Consider the following 16,481-nt stretch of genomic DNA (forward strand, 5'->3'; position numbering starts at 1 on the left):
GTGCTTTCAAACGTTCAGTTCAGATCAAAGCTCGAATCTGTCCAGATTCATCACTTTGGTCCAGGCGGCAACAAAGTCTTTCACAAACTTCTCTTTGGCGTCACTGCTGGCGTAGACCTCGGCATTGGCACGTAATATGGCATTCGAACCAAACACCAGATCAGCACGTGTGGCGGCGAACCGGACGTCTCCGCTGACGCGATCACGACCTTCGAAACGCTCACCGGAACCGTCTGTCGCTTTCCATTCGGTGCGCATATCCAGCAGATGTGCGAAGAAATCTGCATTCAGCTCACCGGTTTTTTCCGAGAAAACACCCAGATTGCTGCCGTCGTAGTTAGCACCCAGCGCACGTAATCCGCCGACCAGTACCGTTAATTCCGGCACGGTCAGGGTCAGTTGCTGAGCCTTGTCGATCAGCAGATTTTCAGTCGTGGTATTCGCCGTATCGCCACGGTAGTTTCTAAAACCATCCGCTTTCGGTTTCAGCAATTCAAACGACTCAATATCCGTCTGATCCTGACGCGCATCCACACGACCCGGCGTGAATGGTACTTCAATATCAACGCCAGCCGCTTTCGCTGCTTTTTCAACACCCACCACACCGGCCAGCACGATCACATCCGCCAGAGACACTTTCTGCAATGACTGCTGAACAGATTCCAGAGCAGGCAGCGCACGGGCTGCAACGGCATTCACGTCCCAGTCTCGTTGCGGACGCAACGCCAGACGCGCACCGTTCGCGCCCCCGCGTTTATCACCCCCACGGAAGGTAGACGCCGACGCCCACGCCACCGAGACCAGCTCACTGACGCTCAGACCAGAAGCAGCAATTTTCTCTTTCAGCTGCGCGATATCAGCCCCTGTCGGGTGATACACCGGAACCGGCAACGGATCCTGCCAGATTAAATCTTCTTTAGGCACTTCCGGTCCGATATAACGGGCTTTCGGCCCCATATCGCGGTGGGTCAGTTTGTACCATGCACGGGCAAAAGCTTCGTTAAAGGCCTGCGGATCGCCGTGGAAACGACGGGAAATCTTCTCGAATTCAGGGTCAAAACGCAGCGTAAGGTCTGTCACCAGCATGGTCGGTTTGCGTTTTTTCGACGTATCGAACGGATCAGGAATAATATCCGGCGCATCGGCGGCTTCGAACTGAATTGCACCCGCCGGACTGCGGGTCTGCACCCACTCATATTTGAACAGATTTTCGAAGAAGTAGTTGCTCCACTGAGTCGGCGTCTGTGACCAGATCACTTCCAGACCGGACGTGATGGCATCCGCGCCGACACCGGATCCGTGGCTGCTTTTCCAGCCCAGCCCCTGCGATTCAATCGGTGCGGTTTCAGGGTCAACGCCCACGTTGCTGGCATCGCCTGCCCCGTGCGTTTTCCCCAGCGTGTGACCACCGGCGATTAACGCGACGATCTCTTCATCGTTCATGCCCATATTGCCGAAAGTGGCGCGGATGGCCGGAGCCGCAGAAGCCGGATCACCACTGTGATTCGGGCCTTCCGGGTTGACGTAAATCAGCCCCATTTCCGTTGCGCCCAGCGGTGATTTCGCCAGTTCTTCTGGATGACGGTGCTCCAGCCAGGTGGTTTCGTCGCCCCAGTTAATATCCTGATCCGGCTCCCAGACATCTTCACGCCCGGCACCAAAACCAAAGGTGCGGAAACCGGAGTTTTCCAGCGCCACGTTACCCGCCAGAATATACAAATCGGCCCAGGAAATTTTCTGACCGTATTTTTGCTTCACCGGCCACAACAGCCGGCGAGCTTTATCCAGACTGACGTTATCCGGCCAGGAGTTTAATGGTGCGAAACGTTGCTGGCCGCGCCCTGAACCGCCGCGCCCGTCAACGGAGCGATAAGTTCCGGCACTGTGCCACGCCAGACGAATGAACAGACCGATGTAGCTGCCCCAGTCTGCCGGCCACCAGGGCTGCGAAGCAGTAAGCACCCCTTTGAGGTCGGCTTTTAATGCGGAGTAATCTAATTTGGCGAATTCTTTGCGGTAATCAAACGTTTCGCCCAACGGGTTTGAGCGATTTGAATGCTGATTCAGCAGGTCAACCCTGAGCTGGTTTGGCCACCAGTCACGGTTATTTGTCCCGCCGCCAGAGGCTTTATTGGTGTTTCCTTCATGGAATGGACATTTACCGGCACCGGCTTCTCTGTCTGCTTCAACAATTGGCTTTGCGTCTTTTGCTTCTTCATCAATAGAACTGCTCATGCTCACACTCCTGTTATGTAGTCTCATTGCTACTCTATACGCGGTTTTGAACAACTCACATCTGAATCACCCTATGTATTTGATAGACTTTGCCTTGGGACTTACGCGCGATTTTTGTGGGCTTTATCACCAAAATACTTTTAGCACTGAATATAGAATAGTCACTTAATCGCAGAGGCTTCTCTGTCAGTGTCTCAAAATGAAAAAAGCCCGACTGAGTCTCCTCAGACAGGCTTTTATTTCTTAAAAATTTATTCAGAGATTATTCACGCCAGCCCATAGCAGGCGCGACGTGTTTAAGTATCGATTCAATCACATGCACGTTGTAATCCACGCCGAGCTGATTCGGCACGGTGAGCAATAACGTATCGGCTTCGGCAATCGCTTCATCCTTTTTAAGCTGTTCGATCAGAAACTCCGGAGAAGCCGCATAACTGCGCCCGAAAATGGCGCGCGTTTTCTCGTCGAGGAAACCGACCTTATCGCCGTCATTACTGCTGCCGCCGAAATAGGCGCGGTCTCGGTCATCCATCAGGGCAAAAATACTGCGACTGACCGATACCCGTGGAGTGCGGGTATGTCCCGCTTCTGCCCAGGCTTCGCGATAAGCACGGATTTGTCTGGCCTGCTGAATATGGAACGGCTCGCCTGTTTCATCATCTTTCAGCGTCGAGCTTTGCAGATTCATACCCAGCTTCGCGGCCCATACGGCGGTGGCGTTCGATCCCGCGCCCCACCAGATACGCTCACGTAAACCTTCAGAATGTGGTTCAAGACGCAGCATTCCCGGCGGATTTGGAAACATCGGTTGCGGATTCGGTTTCGCAAAACCTTCACCGCGCAGCGTATCCAGCAGCACTTCAGTGTGACGCCGCGCCATTTCCGCTTCCGTCTCCCCTTCTGCGGGCTGATAACCGAAATAGCGCCAGCCGTCGATCACCTGTTCCGGCGAACCCCGGCTGATACCCAGCTGCAAACGACCGCCTGAAATCAGATCTGCCGCGCTGGCGCTTTCCGCCATATACAGCGGATTTTCGTAACGCATATCAATAACGCCGGTGCCGATCTCAATCTTGCTGGTCTTCGCGCCGATGGCCGCCAGCAGCGGGAAAGGCGAACCCAGCTGACGGGCAAAATGATGGACACGGAAATACGCGCCGTCCGCACCCAGTTCTTCCGCCGCAACAGCCAGATCGATGGATTGCAGCAATGCATCCGCCGCCGAGCGTGTGCCCGACTGAGGCGATGGCGTCCAGTGACCAAATGATAAGAACCCAATCTTTTTCATCGTTAATTTATCCTCAAAGTACGCAAAGCGATGTGCCAGCCGGTCTTCTGAAGTCTGGCGCAATATACGTTTACTTTACGCGACTCAGGATGAGAATAAATATCAGTTGTTTAACAAAGCGATTCAGTTTATTTGATGGACATGAGTGATTTTTGCTTATTTTTTAACAACCTGAACAAAAAGTCTCCCATCGAAACGCAGAAGTAAAAAAACCGTTGCTCCCGACTTAATCCCCCGTTATCATGCGCCCCGTTCACACGATTCCTCTGTAGTTCAGTCGGTAGAACGGCGGACTGTTAATCCGTATGTCACTGGTTCGAGTCCAGTCAGAGGAGCCAAATTAGAGAAGCCCGCTCAGGGAAACCTGAGCGGGCTTTTTGCTTTTGGCTTTTTTGACCGGCGGTTATGAGCGAAAAGCGGAAATTGGCAACTGTTCTAACCACTGATAATGGCATCACTAAAATCGCGGTGTGTTAATCAGCGGTGAGCAAGGCAGTCCGCTTGGAAAACCGAACTTATCCTACGCTAAGACTAACCTACGGCTTTATGACGAAATTTTTCTTAGATTAGTCAGGAAGGCATGCTGTTTTATGATCTGATAATTCGTGCCCTTGTCTGCAATCACAAATCGTGCCTGAAACGATACCTCGATTCTTCCCCATAAGGCCTAAGATAAGCACCTGTTCAAATCATTTTTTCACTGCCTTCGCAATTCCCAATATTAATGAATGTTATTCATAGTCCCTATCCTCCCCTCGGTGATTATCAGCGAGCTTAAACCCGTTAATATGCCCTTATCTCTTCATGTCCAACGGATCACCATGCTTAATCAACAGACACGTACACAGTCAGCTACAGCTAACAATACAGGTCTATCATTTCTACTCATTCTCAGCGCCCTGATGGCTGTTACCTCTTTATCAACCGACATCTATCTTCCGGCTATGCCCGTCATGGCGAAAGATTTGCAGGGTGATGCTGAGCTGACGATCACAGGGTTCCTTATCGGCTTTTGCATTGCGCAACTGATTTGGGGACCGATTAGCGATCGTTACGGGCGTCGTCTGCCGCTGTTTATCGGTTTAGGCCTATTCATCATCGGCTCGGTGGGCTGCGCATTATCAACAGATATCGTGCAAATTATCTTCTGGCGTGTTTTTCAGGCGTTAGGTGCCTGTACCGGGCCGATGCTGGCACGAGCAATGATCCGTGACCTGTTTAGCCGCACTCGTGCAGCACAAATGCTTTCTACCCTGATGATAATCATGGCCATCGCGCCGATTGCCGGGCCCCTGATCGGCGGGCAGATGATTAAAGTCACCTCGTGGCATGCCATTTTCTGGCTGCTGGCGATTATCGGAACATTAATGCTGATGTCTTTATTCTGGTTACCGGAGACATTACCTGCTGAGAAACGCTCGCAAGCCTCCGTAACCAGAGCCTTTCACAACTACTATGCCTTGCTAACCAACGCCAAATACATGCGTTTTACGCTATGCCTGACGCTCTATTACGTTGCAGCCTACGCCTTTATCACGGGCTCTCCGTTTGTGTACATCACGTACTTCGGCGTAGATCCGCAGCACTACGGTTGGCTGTTTGCAGTAAACATTGTGGGATTAATGGCAGTGAGCATGGTCAACAGACGCCTGGTTCACCGCTATCCACTGGAAGCGTTGCTCAGGAATGCCGTATTCATCGCCACTATTGCGGCAATAGTGCTGGCAGTCACGACCGGCCTGGGTGTCGGTGGAATTACCGTGATTGTCGGGGCAGTGTTCGTGTTCTTCTCCATGAATGGCATCATCGCGGCGACATCCACGGCTTGCGCACTTGACGCCGTTCCTAATGTTGCAGGCTCAGCGTCGGCGCTAATGGGAGCATTACAATACGGTAGTGGCATCATCTCTTCACTTCTTCTCGCCCTGTTCAGTGATGGCACACCATGGACGATGGGCTGGATAATTGCGGTGTTTACGGCAGCCAGCGCCTTGATGGCATTGACTGTTCAGGTAAAAAACAACTGTCCCCTGCCCGAATGATTTTATGAATTTCATTCATAGTGGCTATTAACCAGGCGTAATTATCTTTCATCCCGACTCCGTTAATCTGAACGATAAATTTTGGATAAGTCGATACCCGCCGGGGTATCGACAGATGCGGATTAAATATTCTTATCGAAGAAGACGTCTAACTTTTGCATTGCCTGGTCTACGTATTTAGGTACCCAATACGTCTCGATATGGGTAGCGCCCTCGATCAGAAACAGTTCTTTGTCCTTCGTACCGGTGGCTTTCGCGAACGCATCTTCAGTCATATAGAGCGTATCCGCTTTTGTGCCAGCAATCATCAGCAGGGGTTTATTGATGAGATTGATATGGTCCGTTACGTCAAAGCTCATCAAGTCTAACAGGCTGCTTGTAGTGTATTTAAACGTAGAGTTCGGATGGGCGTGGGTTTTCCAGTAATACTCGTAGCCCTGGCGATACAAGGCAAAAGGTAATTTAGCAATCTGTTCATCAGTCAGGTTGGCATCGCCGGAGTAAAGCACCTCTCCTCCGGCGGCTTCCTGAGCACGTGCGTCAGAAGCCTGCTGAAGACGCTGCTGGATAGTATCCAACTGTGAATCCTGCATACCATTGCGGCGCACAAGACCTGAATTAAACATGCTGATGGTTGCGATCGATTTGAACCGTTTGTCCGTCTCGGCAGCAACAAGTGAATAACCGCCACCACCGCAAATGCCAAGCAGACCGAGGCGGGAAGTATCAACCCCCGGATACTGGCTGATGTAGTCAGCCATGCCGTGGACATCTTCGATGCGATTAGCGGGTTTATCCACGCTGCGCGGCATCCCACCGCTAGCGCCCTGATAAGCCGCGTCGGCGGTAATCGTGATGTAGCCCTGCTCGGCGAGACGCTGGGCATATAAACCCGCGACCTGCTCTTTTACGCCACCATTAGGATGTGCGACCACCACGGTAGGATATTTTTTGGCAGGATCATAGTTAGCAGGGGTATAGACATTCGCCGCAATCTGGATGCCATGCAGATCGTATTTCACCGGATGAATGTTGACCTTGCCTTTGACGTTCTCGGTGATGGCACCGTCATAGGCCAGTGTGAATGGATTTTTTTTGTAATCAGCCGCATTGACTGAGGTGGCTCCGGCCATTGCCGTGATTAGCATTGCACTGATAAGCGTAAATTTCATGCTCTCTCCCGATGAGTGTTTGCCTGGTTATGCAGGCTCGCGGAATCAAATTTGCAGGCTTAGAGTAGGCAGAGAGGGCTGTCAGCATCGTGACGGGGAAATAACATTTTCGTCAGGAATGGGACTGAGATGGGTAATTGTTTCTGACAACGCTGTCAGGTAACTGTCAGCTTTATGTTGGCAATCAGGAGGCAGAATGGTCTCGTTTAATGTGATTCATGTTCAATTTCTGAGAAAAGGAGCGATCAATGAAAAGCCAGAATGACCCAACAATGCCAGCGCGACGCAAGCTATTAGTCGCCGGGGCGGGTATTGCCGCCGCCTCGCTGATCCCCCACGTATCGGCAGCGAGCCCATCCTCTCAGGTCGATTCATCCAGACAAACCAGCCATCGCCCTGCGGCTCCGGGCAAACGTAAACTCGGGAAGCTGGAAGTTTCTGCCGTCGGTCTGGGCGTGCAGAACATGAGTCGCAAATACGACACCTCCGTTCCCTGGCGTCCCGAGATGCTCAATGTTATCCACCGGGCCTTTGATGAAGGGGTAACGTTCTTCGACGCTGCTGAAGCCTACGGCCCCTTTGAAGTCGAAAAAATTCTCGGGGAAAGCGTCGCCCCATTCAGGGACAAAATCGTTATTGCCACTAAGTTTGGCTGGAACATTGACCAGCAGACAGGTAAGCGACTGCCGGGTCTTAACAGCAGACCGGAGCATATCAGACAGGTCGTCGAAAACATGCTCAAACGCCTGCGTACCGATCGTATCGATTTACTGTATCAGCACCGGGTTGACCCGCAGATCCCGATCGAAGATGTCGCCGGTGTGGTGAAAGATTTGATGGATCAAGGGAAAGTCCTGCACTGGGGTCTGTCTGAAATGGGTATCAATACGCTGAGACGCGCCCATGCGGCATTACCCGTTACTGCCGTACAAAGTGAATACTCCATGCTCTGGCGCGGCCCTGAAAAGCAGGTACTTCCGCTATGTGAAGAGCTGGGCATTGGCTTTGTGCCATGGAGCCCACTCGGCGTGCAGTTTTTAACGGGCTGGATTGATGGGAATACCCGGTTCGCTGCCGGTGATATACGTGCTATAGAAACGCGATTTTCACCCGACAATCTCCCGCACAACTTACAACTCGTTGAGTTGCTGAAAACCTGGGCGATAAGAAAAAATGCCGCGCCGGGTCAGATTGCGCTGGCATGGCTCCTGGCCCGTAAATCCTGGATAGTTCCCATCCCTGGCACCACCAATAAAGACCATATGCTGCAAAACACAGCGGCTACCGGCATATCGCTGACTGCGGCAGAAATGACCGAGCTTACCCGCTCACTGGATGCCATCACTATCCAGGGTCAACGTCTGCCGGATGCCGTGCAGGTTTATTCCGATGTTGAAGCACCGATGAAAAGTTAAGAGGAAGTCCCGTTATGCGCCTGTTGTTAGTCGAAGATGAAGAAAAAACGTCAACTTATCTCAACCGTGCGTTGAGTGAGTCCGGATTTACGGTAGATGTTTCTGCAGATGGCGCTGAAGGTCTTCATTACGCGCTGGAGTTCGACTACGACGCGATAATCCTGGATGTCATGCTGCCGGGGATGGATGGCTACCGGGTTCTTGAGGGGGTGCGGGCTGTCAAACAGACGCCGGTGCTGATGCTCTCTGCACGGGGATCGGTCGACGAGCGCGTCAAAGGGCTGCGCCTTGGCGCGGATGATTATCTTCCCAAACCCTTTTCGCTTATTGAGCTGGTGGCGCGCATTCAGGCACTGGTGCGCCGCCGCGCTACGGATGGGGCTGACATCACCCAGTTGCAAATTCACGATCTGCACCTCGACTTACTGGCTCGCCGCGTTTTTCGCGCCGGAACACGACTGGAACTGACCGCAAAAGAGTTTTCCCTGCTGAGTCTTATGTCCCGTCATCAGGGTGAGATTCTGTCAAAGATGATGATTGCTGAGCAGATATGGGACATGAATTTTGACAGCGATGCCAATGTGGTTGAAGTCGCCATTAAACGTCTGCGAGCCAAAGTGGATGCCCCGTTCGATATCAAACTACTGCATACCGTCCGTGGCATGGGGTATGTCCTCGAAGTCCGGTCCGAATAAATGAAGGGGATAAGCATGCCTGAGCGTTCCATCTCCGTTCATCTGGCGCTGATGTTTGCCTTTTCCGCGCTGCTGATTGTATCCGTTATCGGCATCCTGCTCAGAAGCTCCTTACATGACTCTTTGCAAAAGCAGATGCATAACGAACTGCTGTTCCGGGAATCATTAATGAGTCCGTGGATCACCGCACGAACCTCGGCAGACGGCTGGTCTACCCTGGCCAATAAATTCACTGTGTTAACCAATTCTGAAGGTGAGCGCGTTCGCTACTGGATAGTGAGCGATAACCCGCGTTTTAGCATGGGGGGAACGCCACCGGTGGGTGTTCAGTGGTCTTCTTTGCAGGAAGGCTTTAATAAAGTGCCCGGCGCATCGGAAGGCGCATGCTCGCTGTTCCTGTTAGTGAAAACCATCCCTGCCAACGGTGAAAGACCTGAGCTGCGCTATGTGGTTGCCATCGACTCCACGCCGTACATGGGCACGCTCGATGCGTTCACGCGTACACTGCTGATCATTACTGCACTGGGCGTCGTGATTGTCGCCTTACTAGGATACGTCGTTTCAAGGATCGGTCTTCGTCCCGTTGGGGCGCTCAGTAAACAGGCCCGGCAACTCGCTCCTGGGGACCATGGTCAGCGCCTGAATACCGAAGCATTACCTGACGAATTACAGCAGTTAGCATCATCTTTTAATGGCGTGCTGGAACGGCAAGAGGTCGCCTGGCGACAGCTCGAAAGCTTTAACGCCGATGTTGCGCATGAACTCCGTACCCCGCTGACAAACCTTATCGGTCAGACGCAACTGGGTCTCTCGCGCCGACGTTCGCATGATGAACTGGAAGAGTTATTGGGTTCCAATCTGGAAGAACTTGAACGCATGACGTCTATTGTTAACGACATGCTGTTCCTGTCTCATGCTCACGCGGGTGAACATGCTTCCCAGCTTACGCAGGTGTCCCTGCGTGAAGAAACCCTGAAAACAGCGGAGTATGTTGAACCCTCTTTTGTTGAAAAACAGCTCTCTCTGGATGTTGAGGGCGATGTCACCGCGCACATCGACCGGCGACTGTTCCACCGCTCACTGGCTAATTTACTGGAAAACAGCGCAAGACATTCACCCTCCAACAGCAGGGTAATGGTGCGGTTAAGCGAAAAAGATCATCAGGCCTGTGTTGAAGTTTCAAACCCTGGCGACCCAATAGCACCAGAGCACTTACACCGGCTTTTCGAGCGGTTCTATCGCGTTGACACCTCCCGGGCCAGGAGTGATACCCATCATGGGCTGGGCCTGTCGATCGTGCGTGCCGTCGCCATTATGCACCGGGGAGATGTCTTTGCGCGGAGTGAAGATGGCATCAATACATTTGGCCTCACCTTTGCGATACAAGCGGATAAAGCGGCGGGCAACGCTCAATCCAGAGCTGAGCCGGGGCCCGGTTTAACTGACAGAATTGTCAGGGGGGCGTCAGCCTGACGTCATCGCCCTCTAGATAGAATCATCGCAGGCAATCCCCTCTTTATTGATAAGGACGCTTTGCATGATCGGACATTTACGTTACCTCGGGCTGTTACTGCCCCTCTGCACATTTTCATCCTCGGCAGCGGAGCAAAATCCCGCTGTCCATATCGCCTCCGCAGGAAGTCAGAACGCGGTGTATGGGCCAGCAGAGAACTTTACCGGTCGCGTCCGGGTTGATCCTCTCTTCAAACCGGATAACGACATCAATGTTTCCGGGGCTTATGTCACCTTTGAACCCGGCGCTCGTTCCGCCTGGCATACGCATCCGGCAGGTCAGCGGCTGATTGTGACCTCGGGTGTTGGGCTCACTCAGCAAGAAGGCCAGCCGGTGCAGGTTATCCGCGCCGGTGACGTTGTCTCTTGCCCGGCGGGGGTCAAACACTGGCACGGGGCGGCACCCGGCAGCGCGATGACGCATCTGGCGATAACCGGGATTGTGGATGGCAAAAGCGTTAACTGGAAGGAGTTAGTGACAGATGAACAATACCACGCCCATTAAAGCATTAGCGGCATCAGTACTGCTGACCTTTGGTTTTGGTCTCGCCGCACATGCTGCGCCCGTCAATAAAGGAGCCTCAGAAATGAACCACGAACAAAAGGTTTCAGATACGCTTTCAGCCAGCCAACAGGCCATCCCGTTGATTGCGGCATCGATGGCCAGCAGTCAGATGAATAAGCTGAATGCCGCCCTGAATCAGGGTCTTGACGCAGGACTCACGATAAACGAAACCAAAGAGATTCTCGTCCAGCTTTATGCCTATACGGGCTTCCCCCGTAGCCTGAATGCGCTTAGTGAACTGATGAAGGTCGTCGAAGCACGTAAACAACGTGGTATCAAAGACGTTGAGGGTAAAGAACCGGTTGCCCCGATCCCTGTCGGAGATGAACTTCGCCGTGTCGGTACCGCAAACCAGACAAAAATCTCAGGCGCTCCCGTCCAGGGCCCGCTGTTTGATTTTGCCCCAGTGATTAACCAGTTCCTGCAAACGCATCTTTTCGGCGACATTTTCGCCCGTGATAACCTCGACTGGCAAAGCCGCGAGCTGGCAACGGTTGGCGCATTAGCGGCCACACCTGGCGTTGAATCACAATTGCTGTCGCATACCCGAGCAAGCATGCGGGTCGGCCTGACGGCAGCGCAGCTGCGCCAGCTGGCACAGGTTCTGCGTGAACATGGCGAAAGTGATGCAGCAACGCGGGCTGAAAAGGCGCTGCAGCAGGCGCTCGCAAACAATTAGGAGTGGGTTATGGAGCATGATCCCAACCGCAGAATGTTAATCACCGCACTTGCCGGGCTGACGCTGGCGAACGTTTCTTTGGCATCAGCAGCCACCGGAACCACAAACGTGCAGGGTAAAAGCCGTGTTCTGGTGGCGTACTTTTCCCGCAGCGGAAATACACGGGTGATTGCGGGCGTCATTCACCGCAGCCTGAACACCGATCTGTTTGAAATCGAGCCGGCAACGCCTTATCCGGAAGACTATTTTCAGACCGTTGAACAGGCGAAAAATGAGCGTGAGCGAGGCGTAAAACCGGCATTAAAAAATAGCGTCGCAGATATCGCACGCTACGAGACCCTGTATTTAGGCTTCCCAATCTGGGGGACCAGCGTGCCGCCTGTAGTGCAAACATTTCTCAGCAGCCACAACCTTGCAGGCAAATTACTTATCCCCTTCATTACTCACGGTGGCTACGGTAAAGGAGACAGCGACGACATCCTTGCCAGTCTCGCCCCAACTGCGCGCCGGGAAAAACCGCTGGTCATTGAATGCGACCAGGAACGAAGAACTACAGAAACGGTAACCAGTTGGTTAGAGACGATACGCGGCTAATCGTCCGCATTCATGAGTCTGCCAAATAAGGGCAATCAGGGGTGCTAAATAATTAACGCTGACAACTCAGATATGATTGAACGGCAAACATAACAGAGGATGTAATCTTGAAGACAATCTTAAAAACGCTGGCCACCTGCGTAATGGCGGGTGGCCTGGTGGCTCAATCGGTATATGCCGAGCCGCTGGTTATTCAGGAACAGGGAAGCTTTTCTGCTGGTGGCACTATCATCACCGCACCAGGAACATTTGACGCGAAAAAGCCGCTGGATTCAGCTGGTCAAACCTACCATGGCGATCATGCGTCTGTGTTCTACCAAATCCCGGAGAATCCGCATAAATACCCTATCGTCATGCTGCACGGCGCAGGTCAGTTCTCCCGTACCTGGGAAAGCACCCCGGATGGTCGTGAAGGGTTCCAGAACATATTCCTGCGTCGCGGATTCTCAACCTATCTTGTCGATCAGCCACGCCGGGGCAGCGCCGGGCGCACGACTGTAGAAGGTACTGTTACGCCTAAACCGGATGAACAGATGTGGTTCAACCAGTTCCGCGTTGGCGTATGGCCAGAGTATTTTAAAGACGTTCAGTTCTCTCACGACAAAGAAGCGTTGAATCAGTATTTCCGTCAGATGACCCCGAATACCGGGCCGTTTGATATCAATGTCATCTCTGATGCGATATCCGCAGTAGTGGATAAATCCGGCCCCGCTATCCTCTTCACCCACTCTCAGGGTGGCGGACCAGGCTGGTATACGGCGATGAAAAACGACAAGGTCAAAGCCATTGTCGCCTTTGAGCCTGGCAGCAGCTTTGTCTTCCCGGAAAAAGAACTCCCTGCCCCTATGCCAAGCGCGTTCGACACGCTGAAGGGTGAGCCTGTTCCGATGGAGCAGTTTATGGCACTGACCAAAATCCCGATTCTGATTATTTACGGCGATAACATACCGGATAAACCTGTCGCCATGCCCGCGCAGGACAGCTGGCGCGTACGCCTTGCAATGGCTCGGGAGTGGCGCGACGTGGTGAACAAGCATGGCGGGGATGTGACGGTGACGCATCTGCCTGAAATGGGAATCAAAGGGAATACCCACTTCCCATTCTCTGATCTCAACAATATGCAGATTGCTGATTTGGTGAGTAAATTTCTGAAGGAAAAAGACCTGCAATAGGAAGAGCCAGTATTGAGTCTTCATTATTGAAGGCTCAATACAAACATCATCTTTATAAAAAATAAAGTGGCCTAATCCTGCCGAAAAAAAGTGTTGAATATGGCGGTTTGCTTTGCTCACAAAACAGAGCGTCAGCCCTCCAAAGATTAATGAATACATCTAATAAACCCTAGTTAATTACCCCCTCTAATAGAATAAATAACTTTGCGTTATGCTTTTCCTACACAACAGCTGAAGGATAACGTCATGCAAACTGTAAAACTGAACAACGGTATAGAAATGCCCCTTCTGGGCTTTGGTGTCTTCCAGATGACGGATGCCGCCGAATGCGAAAGAGCCGTGATTGACGCTATCGATACAGGATACCGCCTGATCGATACCGCAGCGTCCTACCAGAATGAAACCCAGGTCGGGAACGCTCTGAAACAGACCGGCATCGCCCGTAACGAACTCTTTGTCACCACCAAACTGTGGCTGCAGGATACCAATTACGAAGGCGCTAAAGCACAGTTCGAACGCTCTTTGAATCGACTGCAACTTGATTACGTTGACCTGTACCTGATTCACCAGCCTTACGGTGATGTCCATGGGGCCTGGCGTGCCATGGAAGAACTGCATAAGGCAGGAAAAATTCGCGCCATTGGCGTCAGCAATTTCCATCCTGACAGACTGGCCGATCTTATCGCTTTCAACAAAATCGCCCCTGCGGTGAACCAGATTGAAGTTAACCCCTTTAACCAGCAGCTGCATGCCGTTCCATGGAATCAAAGCCGTGGCATTCAGCCGGAAGCCTGGGCACCGTTTGCTGAGGGTAAAAATGGCCTGTTCCAGCATCCCGTGTTAACGGCAATTGGCCTGAAGTACGGCAAAAGCGTGGGCCAGGTGGTACTGCGTTGGATCTTCCAGCGAGGCATTGTTTCACTGGCGAAATCGGTGCGCAAAGAACGCATGGAAGAGAACATCAACATACTCGATTTTGAACTCAGCGCTGAAGATATGCTGCAAATTGCCGCCCTCGACACCGCTACCAGCGCCTTCTTCTCTCACCGTGACCCGGCAATGGTGGAATGGCTGACTGGCCGCAAACTGGATGTTTAAGTCACGATAAAAGAGGTATTCATTCAATGCAAAAACGTTATCTGGGTCAATCCGGACTCGAAGTCTCCGCGCTTGGGCTCGGCTGCATGGGTTTAAGCCACGGCTATGGCCCGGCCACCGATACCCGTCAGGCTATCGAGCTCATTCGCGCTGCGGTTGAACGTGGCGTCACCTTCTTCGATACCGCTGAAGTGTATGGCCCCTTCCTCAATGAAGAGGTTGTCGGTGAAGCCTTAAAACCATTTCGTGACCGCGTAGTCATCGCCACCAAGTTTGGTTTTACTTTTGGCGACGACAACAAGCAGCAGATTTTAAACAGCCGTCCGGAGCATATCCGTGAAGCGGTGGAAGGATCATTACGCCGTCTTAACACTGATGTCATTGACCTGCTATATCAACACCGTGTCGATCCGGACGTCCCGATTGAAGATGTTGCGGGAACAGTGAAGGACCTGATCGCTGAAGGTAAAGTTAAACATTTCGGTCTGTCCGAAGCGGGCGCGCAAACCATTCGTCGTGCGCATGCCGTACAACCTGTCACTGCCCTGCAAAGCGAATATTCAATGTGGTGGCGCGAGCCTGAGCAGGAGATCCTGCCGTTGCTAGAGGAACTGGGTATTGGTTTTGTGCCCTTCAGCCCATTAGGCAAAGGCTTCCTGACGGGCTCGATTAAGCCAGGAACTACTTTTGGGAAAGATGATTATCGCAGCACCGTACCGCGTTTCGCCGGGCAGGCGATTGAAGCCAATGAAAAGCTGGTCTCATTGCTGGGTGAACTGGCGGCAGAGAAAGGCGTGACGTCTGCACAAATCGCGCTGGCATGGTTGCTGGCACAAAAGCCGTGGATTGTTCCTATCCCTGGCACCACCAAACTACATCGGCTGGAGGAAAACCTGAGAGCTGCCGACATCATTCTTTCGCAGGATGACTCATGGCAGATAACCCAGGCGCTTGAAACGATTAAAATCGTCGGCGAGCGTTACTCTCCTGAGCATCAGGCTCGCGTGGGCCGTTAACACTCGAACGGGCCCTCTGCGAATGGGGGACCCGTTATTCCTGGTAGCGAAGTGCATCGATCATCAGCGCAAAAGCGGGCGGATGCTGCTTGCGGCTCGGGTAGTAGAGGTAATATCCGGGGAAAGATGGGCACCAGTCCTGCAAAACCTGAATAAGCTCTCCTGACTTTATATAATCCTGCACCCTGTCTTCAGGTATACAGGCGATGCCAAAACCGGATAACGCCGCATCAATTCTTTCCGCCTGCAGATTAAACGTTACCTGCCCTTCCACTCTGACCCTTAACGGTTTCCCTTCCTTCTCAAACTCCCAGTGGTAAAGCCCACCGGCTGTCGGCAGGCGCATATTGATACACCGATGATTTTGTAGCTCGTGCGGCGTTTCAGGGGCCGGGTTTGCAGCGAAATAAGACGGCGCTCCTACGACGGCCATTCTCATGTCCGGCCCAATTCTTACCGCAATCATGTCTTTATCCACGCTTTCCCCCAGACGGATCCCGGCATCAAAACGCCCCTCAACAATATCGACAAAGCCGTTATCAACGACCAGTTCAACATTGATTTCCGGGTATTCCCTGAGGAAGGGTTTTAGCTTCGGCCATACCAGACTTCGCACGGCATGCTCCCCGGCAGATAAACGGATATTACCTGAGGCAGTGCCGTTCAGCTGAACCAGCGATTCCAGTTCCTGCTCGAGATCGGCAATACGGGGTTCAAGGCAGGCAATAATTCGCTCACCGGCTTCCGTAGGGGCAACGCTTCGGGTCGTGCGGGTCAAGAGGCGGATATTCAGCCTTTCCTCCAGAGCCTTCATCGCGTGGCTGAGTGCAGACTGAGAAACGCCCAGTTTGCCCGCTGCTTTGGTAAAACTTCGCTCCCTTGCCACCACAAGAAAGATTTGCAGTTCGTTGAAATTTTCTTTGAGCATCGGCGATTTCCTTATGGAGGCATTCCCTTCATCGCACACTCATGAAGGGTGTTCATAGACACAATCATTT

General features: G+C 52.5%; 14 protein-coding genes and 1 tRNA gene. 11 read left to right on the forward strand and 4 right to left on the reverse strand.

Going from position 1 to position 16,481, the window contains the following annotated elements:
- Nucleotides 1-24: 24 nt before the first annotated feature.
- Nucleotides 25-2,235: a catalase/peroxidase HPI gene (gene katG, locus D5398_RS13995; protein WP_244216765.1), complete on the reverse strand. Its 2,211-nt coding sequence runs from the start codon at nt 2,233-2,235 to the stop codon at nt 25-27.
- A gap of 262 nt (nt 2,236-2,497) precedes the next feature.
- Nucleotides 2,498-3,523: an LLM class flavin-dependent oxidoreductase gene (locus tag D5398_RS14000; protein WP_120508186.1), complete on the reverse strand. Its 1,026-nt coding sequence runs from the start codon at nt 3,521-3,523 to the stop codon at nt 2,498-2,500.
- 262 nt (nt 3,524-3,785) lie between these two features.
- Between D5398_RS14000 and D5398_RS14005 the strand changes: the two genes are divergently transcribed.
- Together D5398_RS14005 and D5398_RS14010 are read left to right on the forward strand one after the other, a co-directional pair.
- Nucleotides 3,786-3,861 (forward strand) — tRNA-Asn (locus D5398_RS14005).
- 483 nt (nt 3,862-4,344) lie between these two features.
- A complete protein-coding gene (locus tag D5398_RS14010; RefSeq protein WP_112362521.1) occupies nt 4,345-5,565 on the forward strand; it encodes a multidrug effflux MFS transporter in 1,221 nt (406 codons plus the stop codon).
- Nucleotides 5,566-5,687: 122 nt separating this feature from the next.
- Here D5398_RS14010 and D5398_RS14015 read toward each other — a convergent pair whose 3' ends face one another.
- Nucleotides 5,688-6,737, reverse strand: coding sequence for an alpha/beta hydrolase (locus tag D5398_RS14015; RefSeq protein WP_120508187.1), 1,050 nt, complete (start codon nt 6,735-6,737; stop codon nt 5,688-5,690).
- Nucleotides 6,738-6,985: 248 nt separating this feature from the next.
- Here D5398_RS14015 and D5398_RS14020 point away from each other — a divergent pair, with 248 nt between their 5' ends.
- The 9 genes from D5398_RS14020 to D5398_RS14060 all read left to right on the forward strand — a co-directional run bounded on the left by D5398_RS14020 (nt 6,986) and on the right by D5398_RS14060 (nt 15,483).
- Entirely contained in the window at nt 6,986-8,152 is a 1,167-nt protein-coding gene (locus D5398_RS14020; protein WP_208645954.1) for an aldo/keto reductase, read from the forward strand.
- Nucleotides 8,153-8,166: 14 nt separating this feature from the next.
- Complete coding sequence (locus tag D5398_RS14025; protein ID WP_095921607.1) at nt 8,167-8,847, forward strand: heavy metal response regulator transcription factor; 681 nt, start codon at nt 8,167-8,169, stop codon at nt 8,845-8,847.
- A 15-nt stretch (nt 8,848-8,862) separates the two neighbouring features.
- On the forward strand, nt 8,863-10,320 hold the full coding sequence (locus tag D5398_RS14030; protein WP_120508188.1) for a heavy metal sensor histidine kinase: 1,458 nt from the start codon (nt 8,863-8,865) through the stop codon (nt 10,318-10,320).
- A gap of 64 nt (nt 10,321-10,384) precedes the next feature.
- Nucleotides 10,385-10,864 carry a (R)-mandelonitrile lyase gene (locus tag D5398_RS14035; RefSeq protein WP_120508189.1) on the forward strand — a complete coding sequence of 160 codons (480 nt, stop codon included), beginning with the start codon at nt 10,385-10,387 and terminating at the stop codon, nt 10,862-10,864.
- On the forward strand, nt 10,842-11,603 hold the full coding sequence (locus D5398_RS14040) for a carboxymuconolactone decarboxylase family protein (protein WP_097446449.1): 762 nt from the start codon (nt 10,842-10,844) through the stop codon (nt 11,601-11,603). The genes D5398_RS14035 and D5398_RS14040 overlap by 23 nt, the downstream gene beginning before the upstream one ends.
- A 9-nt stretch (nt 11,604-11,612) precedes the next feature.
- Nucleotides 11,613-12,197, forward strand: coding sequence for a flavodoxin (locus D5398_RS14045; protein ID WP_120508190.1), 585 nt, complete (start codon nt 11,613-11,615; stop codon nt 12,195-12,197).
- A gap of 107 nt (nt 12,198-12,304) precedes the next feature.
- On the forward strand, nt 12,305-13,369 hold the full coding sequence (locus tag D5398_RS14050; RefSeq protein WP_120508191.1) for an alpha/beta hydrolase: 1,065 nt from the start codon (nt 12,305-12,307) through the stop codon (nt 13,367-13,369).
- 246 nt (nt 13,370-13,615) lie between these two features.
- Complete coding sequence (locus D5398_RS14055) at nt 13,616-14,467, forward strand: aldo/keto reductase (RefSeq protein WP_120508192.1); 852 nt, start codon at nt 13,616-13,618, stop codon at nt 14,465-14,467.
- Between the two features lie 26 nt (nt 14,468-14,493).
- Nucleotides 14,494-15,483, forward strand: coding sequence for an aldo/keto reductase (locus D5398_RS14060; RefSeq protein WP_101867808.1), 990 nt, complete (start codon nt 14,494-14,496; stop codon nt 15,481-15,483).
- A 34-nt stretch (nt 15,484-15,517) separates the two neighbouring features.
- Here D5398_RS14060 and D5398_RS14065 read toward each other — a convergent pair whose 3' ends face one another.
- Entirely contained in the window at nt 15,518-16,411 is an 894-nt protein-coding gene (locus tag D5398_RS14065) for a LysR family transcriptional regulator (RefSeq protein ID WP_016243455.1), read from the reverse strand.
- Between the last annotated feature and the right edge of the window lie 70 nt (nt 16,412-16,481).

Source organism: Rahnella bruchi, assembly GCF_003614975.1.
Lineage (GTDB): Bacteria > Pseudomonadota > Gammaproteobacteria > Enterobacterales > Enterobacteriaceae > Rahnella > Rahnella bruchi.

Excerpts from the sequence above, each read along its gene's own strand:
- D5398_RS14060 (WP_101867808.1), top strand. The coding sequence starts at position 14,494 with ATGCAAAAACGTTATCTGGGTCAATCCGGACTCGAAGTCTCCGCGCTT.
- D5398_RS14065 (WP_016243455.1), bottom strand. The coding sequence starts at position 16,411 with ATGCTCAAAGAAAATTTCAACGAACTGCAAATCTTTCTTGTGGTGGCA.
- D5398_RS14000 (WP_120508186.1), bottom strand. The coding sequence starts at position 3,523 with ATGAAAAAGATTGGGTTCTTATCATTTGGTCACTGGACGCCATCGCCT.
- katG (WP_244216765.1), bottom strand. The coding sequence starts at position 2,235 with ATGAGCAGTTCTATTGATGAAGAAGCAAAAGACGCAAAGCCAATTGTT.
- D5398_RS14030 (WP_120508188.1), top strand. The coding sequence starts at position 8,863 with ATGCCTGAGCGTTCCATCTCCGTTCATCTGGCGCTGATGTTTGCCTTT.
- D5398_RS14015 (WP_120508187.1), bottom strand. The coding sequence starts at position 6,737 with ATGAAATTTACGCTTATCAGTGCAATGCTAATCACGGCAATGGCCGGA.
- D5398_RS14040 (WP_097446449.1), top strand. The coding sequence starts at position 10,842 with ATGAACAATACCACGCCCATTAAAGCATTAGCGGCATCAGTACTGCTG.
- D5398_RS14025 (WP_095921607.1), top strand. The coding sequence starts at position 8,167 with ATGCGCCTGTTGTTAGTCGAAGATGAAGAAAAAACGTCAACTTATCTC.
- D5398_RS14020 (WP_208645954.1), top strand. The coding sequence starts at position 6,986 with ATGAAAAGCCAGAATGACCCAACAATGCCAGCGCGACGCAAGCTATTA.
- D5398_RS14035 (WP_120508189.1), top strand. The coding sequence starts at position 10,385 with ATGATCGGACATTTACGTTACCTCGGGCTGTTACTGCCCCTCTGCACA.
- D5398_RS14045 (WP_120508190.1), top strand. The coding sequence starts at position 11,613 with ATGGAGCATGATCCCAACCGCAGAATGTTAATCACCGCACTTGCCGGG.
- D5398_RS14055 (WP_120508192.1), top strand. The coding sequence starts at position 13,616 with ATGCAAACTGTAAAACTGAACAACGGTATAGAAATGCCCCTTCTGGGC.
- D5398_RS14010 (WP_112362521.1), top strand. The coding sequence starts at position 4,345 with ATGCTTAATCAACAGACACGTACACAGTCAGCTACAGCTAACAATACA.